A 16,249-nucleotide genomic window follows, 5' to 3' on the forward strand; every position below is an offset into this window, starting at 1 on the left:
CTGCCGTGGCCGGGTCAAGGGTTTCCGGGCATTTTCCTAAAGGACCGTGTAACGGGTCTGCACGGCTCCGCCCGTGAGTGCCCTCACGTCATCCAGTTGCAGCCGCACATCGGCCGGGAGCGCGCCGAACAGCGGTTTCCCTTCGCCAATGAGCACAGGCACCCGCGTAAGGGTGATGGTTCGGATCAAACCAGCGGCAAGGAAGGTGCGTACAGTCCTGCCGCCGTCGACATAGACGTTGCGGGCGCCGTCGTCGTCCAGCAGTTCAGTGGCCTCATCCAGTGAGCGAACGATTCGGATGCGGGCATCATCTGTCTGGAGCGTCGTACTCAACACGATCACCGGCGTATCGCCGTAGAACCACTCCCCCATCCCCTGCACTACCTCGTAGGTGCTTCTTCCCATCACCAGGTGATCGACCGACGCCATGAATTCAGTGAAGCCTGAAGCATCGGGGTCGTTGGCTTCCCCGGAGGCCGCGTCGCCCGTCAGCCAATCGAGACTGTCGTCGGCTCTGGCGATCATCCCGTCGACGCTCATGCCAATGAACACATGCCCGGACCACTGTCGCTGAGTCATGGAAGCATCGTAGACCCGGCTCGCAATTCTAGGGAGCGGCGGTGGCCTCGAACGGCAGCGCAGTTCCCTCGGGGAAGGGCAGAACGCCCTGAAAGGGGTTGAGAGTCATCCAGGCGCCCGAATCTTCCCTGCCGAAGAAGATGATGCGCCCGTCAACCTCAAGCTGATCCTCGTCCGCATACTCGACGCCGGGAGAACAGCCATCCGCCATGGCTGCGATCCGGACGGTATCGCCGGCCGCGATGTCGCCGTCGGGGCTCGACTTCAGCACGTCCTGGACGTCGAAGCTATAGGCGCGGGCAGTCGCGGTGGGGCCGCCCGGGGGCACCTGGACCTCGCCGTCGCGCTCAAGGACCGCCCCAACCAGGACCAGCTCCGCTTCGTTGTACATGTCCTGTGGAGTTTCGTAGCCGGCCCAGGAGGCGCAGGCCTGGCCCGTGACGAACGGGGCACCCAACGCGCATCCGCCAAGCGCGGCAGCTGACACCACTGCCATCGCAAGCATCTGGCCGCGGCGCCGTCTCATGGACCAAGGCTAGTCCGCCCGAAGCACTGCGGCTATGCCCCTCGCTGGACCTGTGCACCATCCCGGACTATGAGGTCGACTATGGCCAGGACCTCCTGAAGCTCCTCGCCACTTTGCTGCTCGGAGCCGGCTCCGGCGAAGAACGCGGCGTCGTAATACAGTCCGTCGCCAAGCAGCTTCACCGCGCGGGCGACGGCGCGGCTCCCGAGCTCGGCCTCGAGGGCACCCAGCCACTGCTCCTGGATGAGTGCGAAGGTTGCCTGTGCTTTCGCGTGGCCCTGCTGCGCAAGGCGCGCCATCGCCACGAGCGCCCGGTCCAGTGGGCTGTTTTCATACATGGAGGTGCGGACGTAGTAGCGCGCGGGGCCTTCCGGATCCGCCGTCATCGCCTCCCGGTCGCGGGAAACGAGACCCTCAAGGCGCTCGGCCAGGCCATCAACGAGAGCTTCCTTGGACGGGAAATGATAGAGCAACCCCCCCTTGGACACGTCAGCCGCCGCTGCGACCGATTCCATGGTGGCACTGCGCTCCCCATCGCTGATGAGGATGCTTTCGTAGCTGTCGAGAATCCGTTCGCGGGCACTGGCCATGACGTTCATCATACGGAAGCCTCTCCGCTTTACTGTACCGGCTGGACGGTATAGCTTTAAGAGCATGACCCAGTACTACACCTCCGTCCCGGCTGCTACCCGATCACTTGGCGTCCCTCCGCTTGCCGGCCGACGTGAGTGGTGGGCGCTGGCGGCCCTGATGCTGCCGGTGCTTCTGGTCGCCGTGGACAACACGGTCCTCAGTTTCGCCATGCCGGAAATCTCGCTGGCGTTCAACACCAGCGGTACAACACTGCTGTGGATCATCGACAGCTATCCGCTGGTCCTCGCCGGCTTGCTGGTGGCGATGGGCAGCTTCGGCGACCGCTTCGGGCGGCGCCGGCTCCTCATGATCGGCGCCACCGGATTTGCGGTCTTCTCGGTCGCCGCCGCCTTCGCACCCACTGCCGAGCTCCTCGTAGCTGCCCGTGTTGGACTTGGCGTGTTCGGCGCCATGCTCATGCCGTCCACGCTTTCCCTCATCCGGAATATCTTCCTTGACCGCAACCAGCGGCGCCTCGCCGTGGCGGTCTGGGCAGCCGGCTTTTCGGCGGGCGCTGCCCTCGGTCCGCTGGTGGGCGGGGCGCTCCTGGAACACTTCTGGTGGGGCTCGGTGTTCCTGCTGGCTGTTCCCGTGCTCCTGGTCCTGCTCGCCGTTACCCCTCTGCTGGTTCCGGAGTCAGCAGATCCCAACCCGGGCCGGGTCGACTACCTGAGCATCGTGCTCTCCGTCAGCACCATGCTGCCCATTGTCTTTGCCATCAAGACCTTCGCAAAAGGCGGGTCGGCAGCGGTGGTTGCTGCCGCCGTCGTCGTTGGTCTTGCCGCCGGCACCGCGTTTGTCCGCCGCCAGCTGGGGCGGCAGAATCCCATGCTCGACGTGCGGCTTTTCACGGTGCGGCCTTTCACCGGTGCGGTGCTGGTGAACCTGCTCGCGATCTTCTCGCTGGTCGGGTTCCTCTACTTCGTGTCCCAGCATCTGCAGCTGGTGCTGGGGCTCAGTCCGCTGGAGGCAGGCGCGGTGCTCGTGCCCGGTCTGATCATGACCATCGTTGCGGGCCTCGCCGTCGTGCCGCTGGTCCGCAGGGTTGCACCACACGTTGTGGTGCCGGCCGCCCTGCTGCTTTCCGCCGGAGCGTACGCGTTTGTCGCGCTGCTGAGCCAGGGCGGATCAATCGGAGCGTTGCTTGCGGCCTTCGTACTGCTCGGCGCAGGCGTGGGAGCATCCGAGACGGTGTCGAACGACCTCATCCTGTCCAGCGTGCCGGCCGCGAAGGCGGGCGCAGCGTCAGCGATCTCGGAAACGGCCTATGAGGTCGGCTCAGTCTTCGGCACCGCGCTCCTCGGCAGCATCCTGCTCGCCTCCTACCAGAAGCACCTGAGGCTTCCTGCCGGACTGAGTCCTGAACAGGGCACGACGGCGACGGAAACCCTGGGCGGCGCAATCAACGTCGCGTCGGAGCTGCCAGCGGACAGCGGTTCGCTTTTGTTGGATTCGGCGTTCCACGCGTTCGACAGCGGCGTTGTTCTTACGTCAGGCATCGGCGCGGTGCTCATGCTGGCCGCTTCCGGACTGGCGTTCTGGAGCCTCCGTAAGCCATCCGCCTAAACGTTCATTAAGCAGGACACGCCCCTAATCCCGAGGGATAAGGGGCGTGTCCTGCTCATTCAACGTAGGGGATCAGGCGGAGGGATCGAGCGCTCCGCTGCAGGCCGCACCCGGCTCGCGGGTCTGTTCGCCCTGCACGTACTTAGTGAGGAAGGCAGCGAGCCGCTCGTCTTCAGCCGAGTCGACGCCCAGCTGAAGGCCCCAGGCGCTGGCCATGACCGGCGACTCCTGGCCTTCGTATGGGCTCAGGAGGACGTAGCTCCGCTCCCCCACGAGATCGGTAAGGGCGTCGATCTCGGACTGCTCCAGATCCGGCTGGTAGGTGATCCAGACGGCGCCATGCTCCATCGAGTGAACGGTGTTCTCATTCGGGATCGGCTCAGTGTAGATGCCGCAGTTGGTCCAGATGGCGTTGTGGTCACCACCGACAGGAGGAGCCTGGTCATATTCGACCGGACCGGGAACGTGCTCGAACGATGTCACCTCGATGGTCTCGAGGCCATCAATGGGCTGTTCGGCGAGCGCATCCAGCCGATCGTTTTCCCGCACCTGCTGCACAATCACAATGGTGACGGCGACGATGATGGCGACAATCACCAGGGCGATGCCGCCGAAGATCAAGCTGTTCCGCTTCCGTTCGCTGGCCCGCTGCTGTGACTGGAGCGCCTTCAACCGTGCCTGACGGTCCACATTCTCCTGAGCTCGCTTCTTATTCAACGCGCTGATTTCCTTCTGTTTTTGTAAGGGTTCGGGTCTAAATGTACCGGGCGGGTGGGTTAGAGCTGCGCCAGGAGCTTTTCCATCTCCACGATCTCAATCTGCTGTCCAGCCGCCATCTTCCGGGCGAGCTCGCGGAGTTCGGGGTCATCCGCCAAATCCACTCCCGCCTCGGCCATGTCCACCCCGGCCACATGGTGATCGATCATGAGCTCGAGGTAGAGCCGCTCAGCGTCCTCACCGGTCGCCTCGGCGAGCGCGTCCATCTCTTCGGGAGTTGCCATGCCGGGCATCAGGCCGTCCGCAGCGACCGCGGAGGCATCGCCGTCGGCGTCGGCGTCGGCATGTGCAGTGTGTCCGCTGCCTGCCATCCACGCCATGCGGTCCGCGTCAGTGCTCTGCGGCAGCCCCCATTCCTCCAGCCAGGCGTACATCTGGCCGACCTGGTGCTGCTGGGTCATGGCGATGTCATAAGCAATGGTGCGGATGACGACGTCGTCAGTCTGGTCGCGCACGATGCGCGACATCTCGACGGCCTGGGAATGGTGGACCTGCATGTCACGCGCGAATCCCGCGTCCGCACTGTTGGTGCCCGGCGTCTCAGGTGTTGCCGCCACCCTGCCGGCGGTGAAAGCAAGGGCAAACAGGGCGGCCACCGCTATCAGGCCGAGAAGGAGGAGGACGCGCTTCTGCCACGCCTCAAGGTTGAGGGTCATGAGGGTTGCCTTTCGTGTCTTGTTATCTAACGTAGAGCACCGGGACATTCGTTCCCGATCGATACCCCCTAGGGGTACTTGACCTATACCCCCTATGGGTATAAATTGGAAGTCGACCGGGAGGCATCATGACGCAGACAACAACGGAACACGGCTACACCGCTGACAAGGAGGCCTACCTCCTCAGGCTCAAGCGCATTGAGGGGCAGGTGCGGGGAATCGCGCGGATGGTTGAGGAGGACAAGTACTGTATCGACGTCCTCACTCAGGTTTCCGCCGTGAACAAGGCGCTGCACGCCGTCAGCATCGGGCTCCTTGAGGAGCACATTGCCCACTGCGTCGTCGGTGCCGCCAATGAATCCCAGGCGTCCGGAGACCCCCGGGCGGTCAACGAAAAAGTTCAGGAGGCATCAGCGGCTATCAGCCGGCTGTTGCGGTAGGTCCTGCACATCACCGAAGGAGAACAATTATGAGCACCACTACAGTCAGCATCTCGGGCATGACCTGCGGCCACTGCGTTGACTCGGTCAGCGAGGAGATCTCGGCCATCGAGGGCGTCCAGAACGTCTCAGTTGAGCTGAACAAGGGTGGAATCTCCACCGCAACCGTCACGTCAGAGAGTGACATCGACTCCGAGCAGATCGGCGAAGCCGTAGCGGAAGCCGGCTACGTAGTCGTTTCCAACGACGCGTAGTAGAACGCCGGCGGAAAGCCGGCCTGGAAGGACCATCATGACCACCACACCGGACACTGCAGAGACCGCGAGCGCTACCCGGACAGTTGAGCTGGATATCCAGGGCATGACCTGCGCTTCATGCGTCGGTCGCGTCGAGCGCAAACTCGGCAAGCTCGACGGCGTTGAGGCGAGTGTCAATCTGCCGCTCGAATCAGCCATGGTGACGGTGCCTGCGCACATCTCAGATGAAGACATCGTCAACACCGTGAATGCCACCGGATATACCGCGCAACTGAAGAAGTCGCCGCACGGTCCCGGGCCATCGTCGGAAGGTGAACCGGCAGCGGACGGGATGGACCACGATCACATGTCGCACGGGGGCACTGCATCCCAGCTGCGTCCCCGTCTGATCACTGCTGCGATCCTGACCGTCCCGGTATTCCTTATCTCGATGATTCCGGCGCTCCAGTTTCCGCACTGGGGCTGGGTGGTGCTTGCACTCAGCACGCCGGTAGTCACGTGGTCTGCCTGGTCCTTCCACAAGGCCGCGGCGATCAATGCGCGGCACTTCTCTTCCACGATGGACACCCTCGTGTCGATCGGCGTCACTGCGGCCTATCTCTTCTCTCTGGGCCAGCTGCTCGCTGATCCGATGGTTACCGCGCATGTCGGTATGGATATGGGCGGGCACGCGCTCTACTTCGAGGTCGCCGCCGTCGTCGTGACCTTCCTGCTGCTCGGCAGGTATCTGGAAGCCAATGCCAAGCAGCGGGCCGGTGACGCACTGAAGTCCCTCCTCAATCTGGGCGCCAAGGATGCCACCGTGCTGCGCCAACAGGGCGGCGAGCGCGTCGAAGTGAAAGTACCGGCGTCGTCGTTGGTACATGGTGACGAGTTCGTTGTCCGGCCGGGTGAGAAGATCGCGACCGACGGCTTCGTTGTCGACGGGCGCAGCGCCGTGGACACGTCCCTCATCACCGGAGAGTCAGTCCCCGTTGAGGTGGGTCCGGACAGCACCGTCACCGGCGCAACCATCAACACGTCCGGCCGGCTGATCATCCGTGCAACCCGCGTCGGAAGCGAGACCACCCTGGCGCAGATGGGCCGGCTGGTCAGCCAGGCGCAGAGCGGCAAGGCGCCGATCGCACGGCTGGCTGACCGCATCAGCGCCGTCTTTGTGCCCGTGGTCCTCGTGATCGCAGTGCTCACCTTCGTGGCGTGGCTCGTCCTCAGCGGTGACGTTGAGGCAGCGTTCACGGCCGCCGTCGCAGTGCTCGTCATCGCCTGCCCGTGTGCGCTGGGACTGGCAACACCGACTGCGCTGCTCACGGGCACGGGCCGGGGCGCACAGCTGGGCATACTCATCCGCGGTCCCCAGGTTCTGGAGGACACCCGCACGGTTGACACCATCGTTCTGGACAAGACCGGCACCGTGACCAGCGGCCGGTTGTCGGTGACGGACGTCGTCGTACTCGGTTCTCACAGCCGAGAGGACGTGCTGTCGCTGGCGGCGGCAGTGGAGTCTGCCAGCGAACACCCCATCGCGCACGCCATTGCGGCGGCAGCTCCCGGGCACCCGAGGGTGAGCGACTTCATCAGCTCCGCAGGCGGCGGCGTGCGTGGGACCGTTAACGGTTCCGCGGTACTGGCCGGGCGTGCCGGTTGGCTGAAGGAGAACGACGTCGATATCACCGATGCGCACCGTTCGGCTCTTGCTGCGGAGCAGGAGGCCGGTTCAACCGCGATCTGGGTTGCCGTCGATGGTGAAGTGGCCGGGCTGGTCAGTCTGCAGGACACCGTCAAGGAGTCCTCAGCGGCCGCCATCGAGCGGCTCAAGCAGCTCGGGCTGCGGCCGATGCTCCTCACCGGGGACAACGCCGCCGTGGCTCGGAAGATCGCCGCGGAAGTAGGCATTGCTCCCGGAGACGTCATGGCGGATGTGCTTCCCGAAGGCAAAGTCGACGCCGTGAAGCGGCTTCAGGCCGAGGGGGCCACTGTGGCGATGGCCGGTGACGGCGTGAACGACGCCGCTGCGCTGGCGCAGGCGGATCTGGGCATCGCGATGGGGTCCGGTACCGACGTCGCAATCGAAGCCGCTGACCTCACGGTGATGGGCAACAGCCTGGAGCAGGTGGCTCAAGCTATCGAGCTGTCCAGGAAGACGCTCGGCACGATCAAGTCCAACCTGTTCTGGGCGTTCTTCTACAACACGATCGGCATCCCGATTGCGGCTCTGGGCCTGCTGAACCCGATGGTCGCGGGTGCCGCCATGGCGGCTAGCTCGGTGCTGGTAGTCGCGAATTCGCTGCGGTTGCGCCGGTTCGGCAAGTAACCCGTTCGGCACGGAGTCAGGCGGGTTCGCGAGCAGCTTCCACGGCGGCAGCGATGCCGAGCATGAGAGCCGCACCGGCGGTTGTGCCGAAGGCGACGAGCAGTGCCCCCACCAGCCACAGCCCAGTGTCATCGGTAGCTGCCGCGGTACTGATCCACGCGAAGGTGAAGGACGCAGGAACCACCATCAGGGCGACGATGAAATGCAGGAGCCGGTAGGCCAGCGCGACCACCACGAAGCTGCACAGGAATGCGCCGATGCCCTGCCATAGCTCATACGGCCCCGCCATCTCGCCTGCGGCAGGGTCGTAGTGATACTCGGTATCCCAGGCGAACCAGCCGAACCAGAGCCCTGAGGACAGGGCCGCCATGAGTACGAGGGCCGCCCCTTGCTGTGAGGGCGGTCGATGGCTGTTTCGGGTCAGGCGCATACGTCACACTAAGCCGCCCAGAAGCCCGACCTCGACACGGAACCGTGCCTTCGGATTCTGTGGTCTCCCCTTAGCTGCCCGGAGTCGTCGGAACAGGTTCGACGACGTTGGCCTGGTCGAGCGGGTCGCGGGAGCCTGCCGCCTGCCGCAGTTCGTCGATACGGACCAGGATCACTCCGCCGACAATCAGCGCCCCGCCGAGCAGCTGGATGACTGAGGGCAGCTCGCCGAGAATAAGCCACGACGCGAGGACGGCGAACATCACTTCGGTGAGTCCGACGAAGGATGCCACCTTCGATCCGAGACCCCGCGCGGCGAAGATCCCGGTGACATAGGCGAGCACCGTAGCGATCAGGACCAGCATCAGCACCGGGACCAGCCAGGAAGTCTGCCAGCCCGCGAGGGTCACGTCGCGGAACTCGAACGCAAAGGGCATCACACCGATGAGCCCGAGCACGAGGATGGTGAAAGCGCCGACCAGCATGCCGCCGCCGGCCATGATCAGTGGCGGGAGGTCGTCGTCGGCCTTTGCTGACATCACAAAGAACACGGCGAGGCAGACCGCGGCTCCGAGCCCATACAGAACTCCGATGGGATCGAGCCGCTGGTCACCGGTGAGATCGAGAACCAGGAGCAAGCCGAGCATGGCGATGATGGATCCGCAGATGGTGAGCCGGCTCGGAGCCCTGCGTGAGCGGAGCCATAGCCAGCCGACAATGAGCACGGGCGCAAGGTACTCGAGCAGCAGTGAAACGCCGACCGACATGCGCTGAACAGCACTGAAGTAGAAGAACTGGCAGAGCGCGATGGCCGTTGCACCGTAGATGATCAGCGTCAGTGCATTACGGCGCAGTGTGCCCCAGCGGCCGCGGAGCGCGATCAGCACGGGTACAAGCAGCACCAGGGCGGCGCCACCGATACGGATTCCGACGGCGGCACCTGGACTCCAGCCGATCTCCAGCAGCGATTTCGCGAAGGGTCCGGAGACGCCGAACGAAGCAGCTGACAGAAGCGCGAACCACAGTCCGGTAGCTGTACCGCTTCTCATGGGTGCCTCATAACGTCATAACCAAAGTGTATTTACGGTAATGACGTTACGCCGAGGATTAGTTATGAGTCAACACCAGTTACGGTCATGACGGATCAGCTACGCTTTCTGCTTCGCGGCTGCCTTTGCTGCCCGTTTGGTCTCACGAACCTTCGCCAGTGACTCAGCGTCAGTGATGTTCGCGACGGACCGGAAGCAGCCGTTCTCACCGTAGTGGCCTGCTGCCTCCCTCCACCCGGAGCCCGTGAAGTCATAGCGTTCGCCAAGCAAGGCAAGGAAGATCTGCGCTTTCTGCACCCCGAAGCCCGGCAGGCCCTTCAGCCTCTTCAGCACCTCGGGGCCGTCCGGCTCACCGCGCGTCCAGATGGCCGCGGCCTCACCGTCCCATTCGTCAACCACTGTCCGGCAAAGCGTCTGGATCCGGGCCGCCATGTTGCCGGGATAGCGGTGCACAGCGGGAGGGGTGCGGCACAGCTCAACGAAAGCATCGGCGTCGTAGTCTGCGATGGTGGCGGCATCAAGGGTGCCTAGCCGGGACTTGATCTTGGCCGGCCCCGCAAAAGCCGTTTCCATCGCTACCTGCTGGTCGAGGAGCATGCCCAGCAGTAGAGCGAGCGGATTGTTGGACAGCAGCTGATCAGCCTCGCTGTCGCCGGTGATGTAGATATGTGGCGCCATAGGTCCAATGCTAGCGACCAGGCGGGCGGTTGGAGCCCGTCGGTTCTCAGGCGCCGCTGATTCCAAAGAGTCCGATGATGAGCGCCATCACGATGAAGGTTACAAGCTCGTGGGCGCTGTTGAGGATGGTGAGTCCAACTGGGCGACCCTCGAAGGCATCATGAGTGGCGAACCGTGTGGCGGTGAACCCGGCCCACAGGATGACTGCCGTGATGAGGGTGTTCAGCAGGAAGTTGCCGCCATAAAACTCCTGTGCAATTGCGGCGCTCCCGGCCAGGACCCAGGCGCTGATGAAGCTGACCACAACGGTGATGAGGATCGGCTTGACGGCATCCTTGCCGTCTCCGCTTGGGTTCACCTTCGCGGTCCGCATCCAGTAGTTGCCAAAGACCTTGGGCGTGTACCAGATGGTGCCGACCACCATGGTGGACAGGGTGGCGATGATAACGGCGAGAACGTTGATCTCGGGAACAGCCATGGTGCGCTCCTTGGGTTAGCGGGCGTCGTCGTCGGTGCGTTTTGGGTTGGTGCCCCGAGGGTTGCCGTGTTCATCAAGATTGGCTGACCCGCCCGGAATCTTCGAGGACGAGCGGTTGATCCCCGTGCCCTTCCCGAGGTGGTCTTCATTGGGCTTTTCCGTCATCAGCAACAGCGCGCTGATCACCAGGGAGGCAATGAAGGCGATGCCGGCGGCGGTCAGGCCCAGGTCCACCCGCAGCTCGCGTGTGCCCCCACCTGTGGCGAAAACCATGGTTGCGATGCCCGCTATTACGGCAAGAACAGCCGAAAAAATGAGAGGACCCCTGACGCCCTTGACCTGCTTGGACACGGTTCCTTCTCCTCAATATCTTCTACGAATAGTAGAAATCTAGTTTACGGGTTTGGTATGTGCTGTAGGACCGGCAACTTCGCGAGCATCGTGCCGGTAGCTGAGGGCCGCAAGCGCAAGCACGACGGCGGTAATCACCGCACCGCCGCCTGCCACGCCGAGCAGCGCGTGCGCTCCGAGAGCCTGGAACAGCGGCAGCAGAACTCCGGTGAGCGTTGTCACGATCCCAATCAGGAGGAAATCGCGGGCAGCACTATGCGCACCGCGATTCTTGAACCAGACGATCACGTACACCAGGCCCATCAGAATCAGCGCAAGCGCGCCGGTCTGAGCGAACATGCTGTCTGCGTGAACCCACAAATTGAGCAGTCCGGCAATCGCGAGGAACACCGGCACCGTTCGAGTGAGCCATGCGGGGATGGCGCCCTGAAACTTCAGGCTCTGTTCGGTGAAGTACACGGCGGCGGCCAGCCCCAGGAGATAGAGCCCTCCCGCGACGGACATCACATGGACGGAGGGCTGCCCCCAGAAGATGGTCAGCAGCCCGAAGGCGCCGGCCACTGCGGCGTGAAGCAGAAAAGCACGCCAGAGTGGAGTCGGTGCGGTCTTGCCTGCCGTTTCCGCGCTCATGTCCTGCCTTTCCGTGCGCCTGATGGACGTTGCAAGTTTAGTCTCAGGCGGCACCGGTAACCATCCAGCGATCATTCCTGACGCGCCAGCCGAGGGTCAGTGCGCGCGCCAGCATATAACCGACGCCGAATCCGGCCCACAGCCAGGCGATTCCCTCCAGCCCGGTCAGGCCGGCGGCGAAGACCAGAACCAGCAGCGGAACGTACAAAATTAGATTCACGACGCCGGCGAGCGCCAGATACTTCGCGTCACCGGCCCCGATCAGAACTCCATCCAGCACAAAGACGTAGCCGCAGACGGGCTGCGCCGCAGCGAGTACCCAGAGGCCCACGGTGAAGGCAGCCTGGACGCCCTCGTCAGAAGTGAAAATCCAGTCAATGAACGGTGCAACGGCTGCCAGCATCAGCCCGGTCAGGACGCCGAAGGCAACCCCCCAACGAATCATGGTGCGGGTGAGGGCATGCGCAAGAGGCCGGTTGCCGGCACCAAGTTCCTTCCCGATGAGCGCCTGTGCCGCAATGGCGAGAGCATCCAGCGCGAAGGCGAGGAGAGTGAAGATGGTCATGATCAGCTGATGGGCTGCGAGGGACACAGGCCCCTGCGATGTTGCAACCACCACCGTTGCGAGGATCGCGACCCGCAGACTGGCTGTCCGCAGCATCAGCCATGAACCAACCCGTGCGGTTGCCCTGAGTCCCCGCCAGGTGGGACGGAGCGAAACCGAGTGCCTGCCTGAGAAGCGATAGATGATGACGAGGTAGACCGCTGCCATGCCCCATTGCGCGATGCTGGTCCCCAGCGCGGAACCTGCGACGGAGAGCCCCGCACCGTAGACCAGCAGGTAGTTGAGGACGATGTTGACTCCGAAGCCGGCTCCCGCCACCACGAGCGGAGTGCGAGTGTCCTGCAGCCCTCTCAACACCCCTGTTGCCGCGAGGACAACGAGCATGGCCGTCAGCCCGGGCATGGAGAATCGAAGGTAGTCCACCGCGAACTGGTGCACCTCGCCTTCGGCGCCCATTGCGGCCGCGAGCCCTGGCGCGAGGATCCAGCCGAGACCCGACAGGACCACACCCAGCAACAGTGCCAGCCCGACGCCGTCGCGCCCTGCTGCAAGCGCATCCTGCATGCGGCCGGCGCCCAGGAAACGCGCAACTGCAGGCGTTGTTGAGTAGGCGAGGAAAACCATAAGCCCGACGGCGGTCTGAAGCACCGTTGAGGCGAGGCCCACGCCGGCCAGTTCATTCACTCCCAGGTGACCGACGATCGCGGAGTCCGCCAACAGGAACAGCGGCTCGGCAATGAGAGCACCCAGCGCAGGTACAGCAAGGCGGAGGATGGAGCGGCCAAGCTGGCGGCGATCCGGAACAGTGGTGGACACGAATTCCAGCCTAGGCCCTGGGTGAGACAAAACGGATGGGCCATCCGGGCCCCGAATAGCTACGCTGGGTACTGGTTGGATGGCTGTTCAGCCAGATGAGGAGATGTCCGTGAAAGCTGGGGTCAAGCACTTCATCGTTGGCGCTGCGCTCCTTCTATTCAGCACCTTCTTCATACCGCAGGGCATGTCAGGCTTTGCGCGGTCCGCGGCTCGCAGCGAGCCCGTTGATTCCGGTTCCATAGTGCTGCTGATCATCGGCGTTGTCATCGTGGTGGCGGCGATCGCGCTGATTGCGCGGGGCCATGTGCTTCGCTACCGGGCCCGCGCCCGCGCTGCCGGGCAACGGCCCAACGACCTTTAAAAGGTCATAGTCCCTTCTCGACCATCTCGAGCAGTCGCCGCGCCGCGAAGGTCCGCTGCTCCACGTCAAGACCCTGCAGCGGTCCATCGATGACCAGCATGGCGAGTCCATGCACCGATGACCACGCCAGAAACTCAGCCCCTAAACGTCGTTCCGCCGGCAAGACTCCCGCATCAACCAGGCCGTCCAACGCCGCAGACAACAGCTGAAAAGGTGTCAGACCGGTGTCACCCGCCGAATCAGGAGTAGCGGCATCCCGAAGGTCTGCATGCTCCGCGAATGCCGTGCGGAAAAGGCCCGGCTGGGTCTGCGCAAAAAGAAGGTAACCGGCTCCGACGGCGCGGAGACGTGCCTTGGCAACATCGCCGACGTCGCCGGTTGACTCAATCCGGGACAGCTCTTCCTCGATGGAGCGCGCCAGTTCCGCCTGGGCCGCCATAGACACCGCATGGAGGAGTGCCCGCTTGTCGGCGAAGTGCCGGTAGGCAGCGTTGGGTGTCACACCGGTGCGGCGCGTAGCCTCACGGAGCACGACGGCGGCTGGCCCGCCCTCGCGTGCAAGTTCAATGCCAGCGGCCACCAGCGCGCGGTACAGGTCACCGTGACGGTATGTACTGCGCGACCGATGAGTCACACCTTCTCCTCACGCTTCCCGGAACCACACTGGAATGTGAACACTGTCAACAATTGTGCCACGATGCCGGTGCTCCAACCGGCATGTTCAGCGCAGCGCGGCCGCCTCGGCCGACAGGTTCTGCTGAGCCTTCGCGGCCCACAGACACCGTCCCTCGGCGGTGCGGTAAAGCGGATCGAGGCTCGACAAGCGGTCGACGACGGCTGCCCTCCCCCGCGCGAATTCCGGGTCCGGAACATGGGCGTACTCCTCCCGGACGGCGGCGAGGTACCGCCGGTACCCTCCCGGGGCGCGGCCCAGAACCGCAAGGTCCGCATCACACAGCAGCTCAGCCGGACGGTCACCCTCCTGCGGCGCGTGCGTAGTGGTGAGCAGCACCAGCCGCATTACCTCCGCGCGACCCTCCACGATGCCTTCGAGTAAGGATCCGGCGAGCACGGCCGACGCTTCCTCGTCCTCCCCTGCCCGGCCGTTGTACACAGCGTCGTGGAACCAGGCGGCGAGCCGCGCATGCAGGCGGGTGTCGGCGTCGTCGTTGTCGGTGAAAAGCAGATCCAGCGCCTCCAGAACATCGAGCAGGTGTTCGGGCGTATGGTAGCGGCGGTGCGGCTCCGACCACCGGCCCAGCACCTCCGCGCCGAGATGGGGTGTGCCGGGCAGGGTCTGCTCCCATCGCGTGAGGAGGGACCGGCGGATGCGGTCCGGCCGGCGTCGTGCAGGTACCCGTAGCCCACTGGCGATCAGGACCCGCACCAACGTTCCGCCGTCAACCTCGTGGGCACCGAGCTCGGCGAGCCGGCGGTAGCGCCGGGCCGGGACGTCGTAGTGGTCTATGTCGAACGCGCGCTCGGGAATGCCGGCGCTGGCTGCGAATGCGTGTAGCTCAGCGAGCGAGGTATCCGAGATGAGGTGCGAGAAAAGCGTGCCGTGCGCGGGCCAGAGCGGAGGATCGATATACACGGCCATGGGATAGAAGCATACCCAGCAAAACCCCTGTACAGCCGCTGGGTGCTGTGCCATTGTTTACGGTGTCTACATGCGGTGCCGTCGTGCGTTTGGTGTGTCCACGGCGACCGCGTTTTCACCTTCGCGAATCGAGTACCCATGGAAACCACCCTCCTTGCCATCGGAACCAAAAAGGGCCTATGGCTTGCAACCAGCACCGACCGGCAGAACTGGACGCTCTCACAGCCCCACCACCTCATGTCCGAGATCCCGAGCATCGGAATTGATACCCGCGAGGGGAGGACGCGCATCCTGGTGGGAATGATGGACTGGCACTGGGGGCCCACCGTGGTCTATTCGGATGACCTCGGCGCGACCTGGTCCGAACCCGAGCAGGGCGCCATCAAGTTTGCCGAATCAGATGACACCGCGCTTGGCCGAATCTGGCAGCTGCAGCCGGATTCAACGGACCGGCCGGGGGTTGTCTGGGCCGGCTGTGAACCGATCTCCGTGTGGAAATCGACTGACGGCGGGCAGCACTTCGAGCTCAACCGCGGGCTGTGGGACCATCCGCACCGCTCGGAGTGGGGCGCCGGTTTCGGCGGCGCCGCGGCGCACACGGTCACACCCAGCCCGGTCGACGACACCGTTCACGTGGCCATGAGTACCGGCGGCGTCTATCGCTCCACAGACGGCGGCCAGTCCTGGGAACCGCGGAACAAGGGCATCTCGGCGTACTTCATGCCGGACCCCAACCCGGAATTCGGTCAGTGTGTTCACAAGATCGCTCGGGATCCTGAGAATCCCCAACGGCTCTACGCCCAGAACCACCACGGTGTCTACCGGACCGACGACGGCGCGGAAACGTGGGAATCGATCGCTGACGGACTGCCGGCTGACTTCGGATTCGTGATGCTGTCCCATCCCCGCCGCGGCGGTACCGCCTGGGTGATTCCCCTGAAAGCCGACGGCGAGCGCATCCCGCCGGATGCCCGGCTTGCCGTTCACCGCACGGACGACGCCGGTGCCACCTGGACCCGGCTGGACAACGGCCTGCCCGCCAGCGAATACAACGCCGTACTGCGCGATGCCGCAGGCGTGGACACTGCGGAGCCCGTCGGCGTCTACTTCGGCACGCGGGGCGGTTCTGTCTACGCCAGCGCGGACGAAGGCGGAACTTTCACTGAAGTGGCAGCTCACCTGCCGGATGTGCTGTGCGTGCGTGCCGCCGTCGTCGTTGGCGCGGCCGCTGGCGTCGGGTCACCATGAGCCCTGTCACCGTCCTGATTCCGACGCTGCTGCGGCCGCTGGTTGATGACCGGTCCGCCGTCGAGATTCCGTTGGAAGCTCCCGCTCCGGTGTCTGCGCTACTGGACACACTGGCCGACGGGAGACCTGTCCTTGCCCGTCGGATCCGTGATGAGACCGGGGCGCTGCGCCGCTACGTCAATATCTACGTGGACGGTGAAGACGTGCGCCGGGCGGACGGTCTATCGACACCGGTTACGCCTGGGTCAGAGGTGATGATCATCCAGTCGGTGGCCGGCGGGTAGGCGGCTGCGCTCAGC

At 64.3% G+C, this 16,249-nt stretch carries 21 protein-coding genes; 7 read left to right on the top strand and 14 right to left on the bottom strand.

Annotation, left to right across the window (positions count from 1 at the left end; genetic code table 11):
- Positions 1–36: 36 nt before the first annotated feature.
- From JOD47_RS07390 to JOD47_RS07400, 3 genes are read right to left on the bottom strand one after another with little or no spacing between them, the layout of a single operon-like run.
- On the bottom strand, positions 37–579 hold the full coding sequence (locus JOD47_RS07390) for a dihydrofolate reductase family protein (protein WP_204533287.1): 543 nt from the start codon (positions 577–579) through the stop codon (positions 37–39).
- 28 nt (positions 580–607) lie between these two features.
- The gene (locus JOD47_RS07395; protein ID WP_204533288.1) at positions 608–1,105 is read right to left on the bottom strand and encodes a hypothetical protein; all 498 of its coding nucleotides are present in this window, start codon (positions 1,103–1,105) and stop codon (positions 608–610) included.
- A gap of 32 nt (positions 1,106–1,137) precedes the next feature.
- Positions 1,138–1,695, bottom strand: coding sequence for a TetR/AcrR family transcriptional regulator (locus tag JOD47_RS07400; RefSeq protein ID WP_204533290.1), 558 nt, complete (start codon positions 1,693–1,695; stop codon positions 1,138–1,140).
- A 64-nt stretch (positions 1,696–1,759) separates the two neighbouring features.
- Here JOD47_RS07400 and JOD47_RS07405 point away from each other — a divergent pair, with 64 nt between their 5' ends.
- Positions 1,760–3,304 (top strand): MFS transporter, encoded by a 1,545-nt coding sequence (locus tag JOD47_RS07405; RefSeq protein ID WP_204533291.1) that lies wholly within the window; start codon positions 1,760–1,762, stop codon positions 3,302–3,304.
- Between the two features lie 72 nt (positions 3,305–3,376).
- Here JOD47_RS07405 and JOD47_RS07410 read toward each other — a convergent pair whose 3' ends face one another.
- Positions 3,377–4,021 (bottom strand): thioredoxin-like domain-containing protein, encoded by a 645-nt coding sequence (locus JOD47_RS07410; RefSeq protein WP_204533292.1) that lies wholly within the window; start codon positions 4,019–4,021, stop codon positions 3,377–3,379.
- 59 nt (positions 4,022–4,080) lie between these two features.
- Entirely contained in the window at positions 4,081–4,737 is a 657-nt protein-coding gene (locus tag JOD47_RS07415) for a DUF305 domain-containing protein (RefSeq protein WP_204533293.1), read from the bottom strand.
- Positions 4,738–4,865: 128 nt separating this feature from the next.
- Between JOD47_RS07415 and JOD47_RS07420 the strand changes: the two genes are divergently transcribed.
- Genes JOD47_RS07420 through JOD47_RS07430 form a run of 3 tightly spaced genes read left to right on the top strand, consistent with a single transcriptional unit; the run spans position 4,866 to position 7,745 of the window.
- The gene (locus JOD47_RS07420) at positions 4,866–5,177 is read left to right on the top strand and encodes a metal-sensitive transcriptional regulator (RefSeq protein ID WP_204533294.1); all 312 of its coding nucleotides are present in this window, start codon (positions 4,866–4,868) and stop codon (positions 5,175–5,177) included.
- 29 nt (positions 5,178–5,206) lie between these two features.
- Positions 5,207–5,431, top strand: coding sequence for a heavy-metal-associated domain-containing protein (locus tag JOD47_RS07425; RefSeq protein ID WP_204533295.1), 225 nt, complete (start codon positions 5,207–5,209; stop codon positions 5,429–5,431).
- Between the two features lie 37 nt (positions 5,432–5,468).
- A complete protein-coding gene (locus JOD47_RS07430; protein WP_204533296.1) occupies positions 5,469–7,745 on the top strand; it encodes a heavy metal translocating P-type ATPase in 2,277 nt (758 codons plus the stop codon).
- Between the two features lie 16 nt (positions 7,746–7,761).
- Here JOD47_RS07430 and JOD47_RS07435 read toward each other — a convergent pair whose 3' ends face one another.
- The 7 genes from JOD47_RS07435 to JOD47_RS07465 all read right to left on the bottom strand — a co-directional run bounded on the left by JOD47_RS07435 (position 7,762) and on the right by JOD47_RS07465 (position 12,741).
- Positions 7,762–8,115, bottom strand: a complete 354-nt coding sequence (locus JOD47_RS07435) for a hypothetical protein (RefSeq protein WP_204533297.1) — start codon at positions 8,113–8,115, stop codon at positions 7,762–7,764.
- A gap of 130 nt (positions 8,116–8,245) precedes the next feature.
- Positions 8,246–9,223 (bottom strand): EamA family transporter, encoded by a 978-nt coding sequence (locus JOD47_RS07440; protein ID WP_204533299.1) that lies wholly within the window; start codon positions 9,221–9,223, stop codon positions 8,246–8,248.
- 99 nt (positions 9,224–9,322) lie between these two features.
- Positions 9,323–9,901, bottom strand: a complete 579-nt coding sequence (locus JOD47_RS07445; protein WP_204533300.1) for an HhH-GPD-type base excision DNA repair protein — start codon at positions 9,899–9,901, stop codon at positions 9,323–9,325.
- Positions 9,902–9,947: 46 nt separating this feature from the next.
- A complete protein-coding gene (locus JOD47_RS07450) occupies positions 9,948–10,379 on the bottom strand; it encodes a DUF1761 domain-containing protein (RefSeq protein WP_204533302.1) in 432 nt (143 codons plus the stop codon).
- A gap of 15 nt (positions 10,380–10,394) precedes the next feature.
- Positions 10,395–10,730, bottom strand: a complete 336-nt coding sequence (locus tag JOD47_RS07455; protein WP_204533304.1) for a hypothetical protein — start codon at positions 10,728–10,730, stop codon at positions 10,395–10,397.
- Between the two features lie 39 nt (positions 10,731–10,769).
- Positions 10,770–11,360 (bottom strand): hypothetical protein, encoded by a 591-nt coding sequence (locus tag JOD47_RS07460; protein WP_204533306.1) that lies wholly within the window; start codon positions 11,358–11,360, stop codon positions 10,770–10,772.
- A gap of 43 nt (positions 11,361–11,403) precedes the next feature.
- Positions 11,404–12,741, bottom strand: coding sequence for an MATE family efflux transporter (locus tag JOD47_RS07465; RefSeq protein WP_204533308.1), 1,338 nt, complete (start codon positions 12,739–12,741; stop codon positions 11,404–11,406).
- A gap of 79 nt (positions 12,742–12,820) precedes the next feature.
- Between JOD47_RS07465 and JOD47_RS07470 the strand changes: the two genes are divergently transcribed.
- A complete protein-coding gene (locus JOD47_RS07470) occupies positions 12,821–13,102 on the top strand; it encodes a hypothetical protein (protein ID WP_204533309.1) in 282 nt (93 codons plus the stop codon).
- A 4-nt stretch (positions 13,103–13,106) separates the two neighbouring features.
- On the opposite strand, the gene JOD47_RS07475 is transcribed toward JOD47_RS07470, so the two are convergent.
- Both JOD47_RS07475 and JOD47_RS07480 read right to left on the bottom strand, forming a co-directional pair.
- On the bottom strand, positions 13,107–13,736 hold the full coding sequence (locus tag JOD47_RS07475; RefSeq protein WP_204533310.1) for a TetR/AcrR family transcriptional regulator: 630 nt from the start codon (positions 13,734–13,736) through the stop codon (positions 13,107–13,109).
- 87 nt (positions 13,737–13,823) lie between these two features.
- Positions 13,824–14,702 (bottom strand): DUF4031 domain-containing protein, encoded by an 879-nt coding sequence (locus JOD47_RS07480; RefSeq protein WP_204533311.1) that lies wholly within the window; start codon positions 14,700–14,702, stop codon positions 13,824–13,826.
- 138 nt (positions 14,703–14,840) lie between these two features.
- Here JOD47_RS07480 and JOD47_RS07485 point away from each other — a divergent pair, with 138 nt between their 5' ends.
- Together JOD47_RS07485 and JOD47_RS07490 are read left to right on the top strand one after the other, a co-directional pair.
- Positions 14,841–15,950, top strand: coding sequence for a WD40/YVTN/BNR-like repeat-containing protein (locus tag JOD47_RS07485; protein ID WP_204533312.1), 1,110 nt, complete (start codon positions 14,841–14,843; stop codon positions 15,948–15,950).
- Positions 15,947–16,234 (top strand): MoaD/ThiS family protein, encoded by a 288-nt coding sequence (locus JOD47_RS07490; protein WP_204533313.1) that lies wholly within the window; start codon positions 15,947–15,949, stop codon positions 16,232–16,234. Before JOD47_RS07485 ends, JOD47_RS07490 begins: the two co-directional genes overlap by 4 nt.
- Positions 16,235–16,249: the final 15 nt, after the last annotated feature.

The organism is Arthrobacter tumbae (assembly GCF_016907495.1).
GTDB classification, from domain to species: domain Bacteria; phylum Actinomycetota; class Actinomycetes; order Actinomycetales; family Micrococcaceae; genus Arthrobacter_D; species Arthrobacter_D tumbae.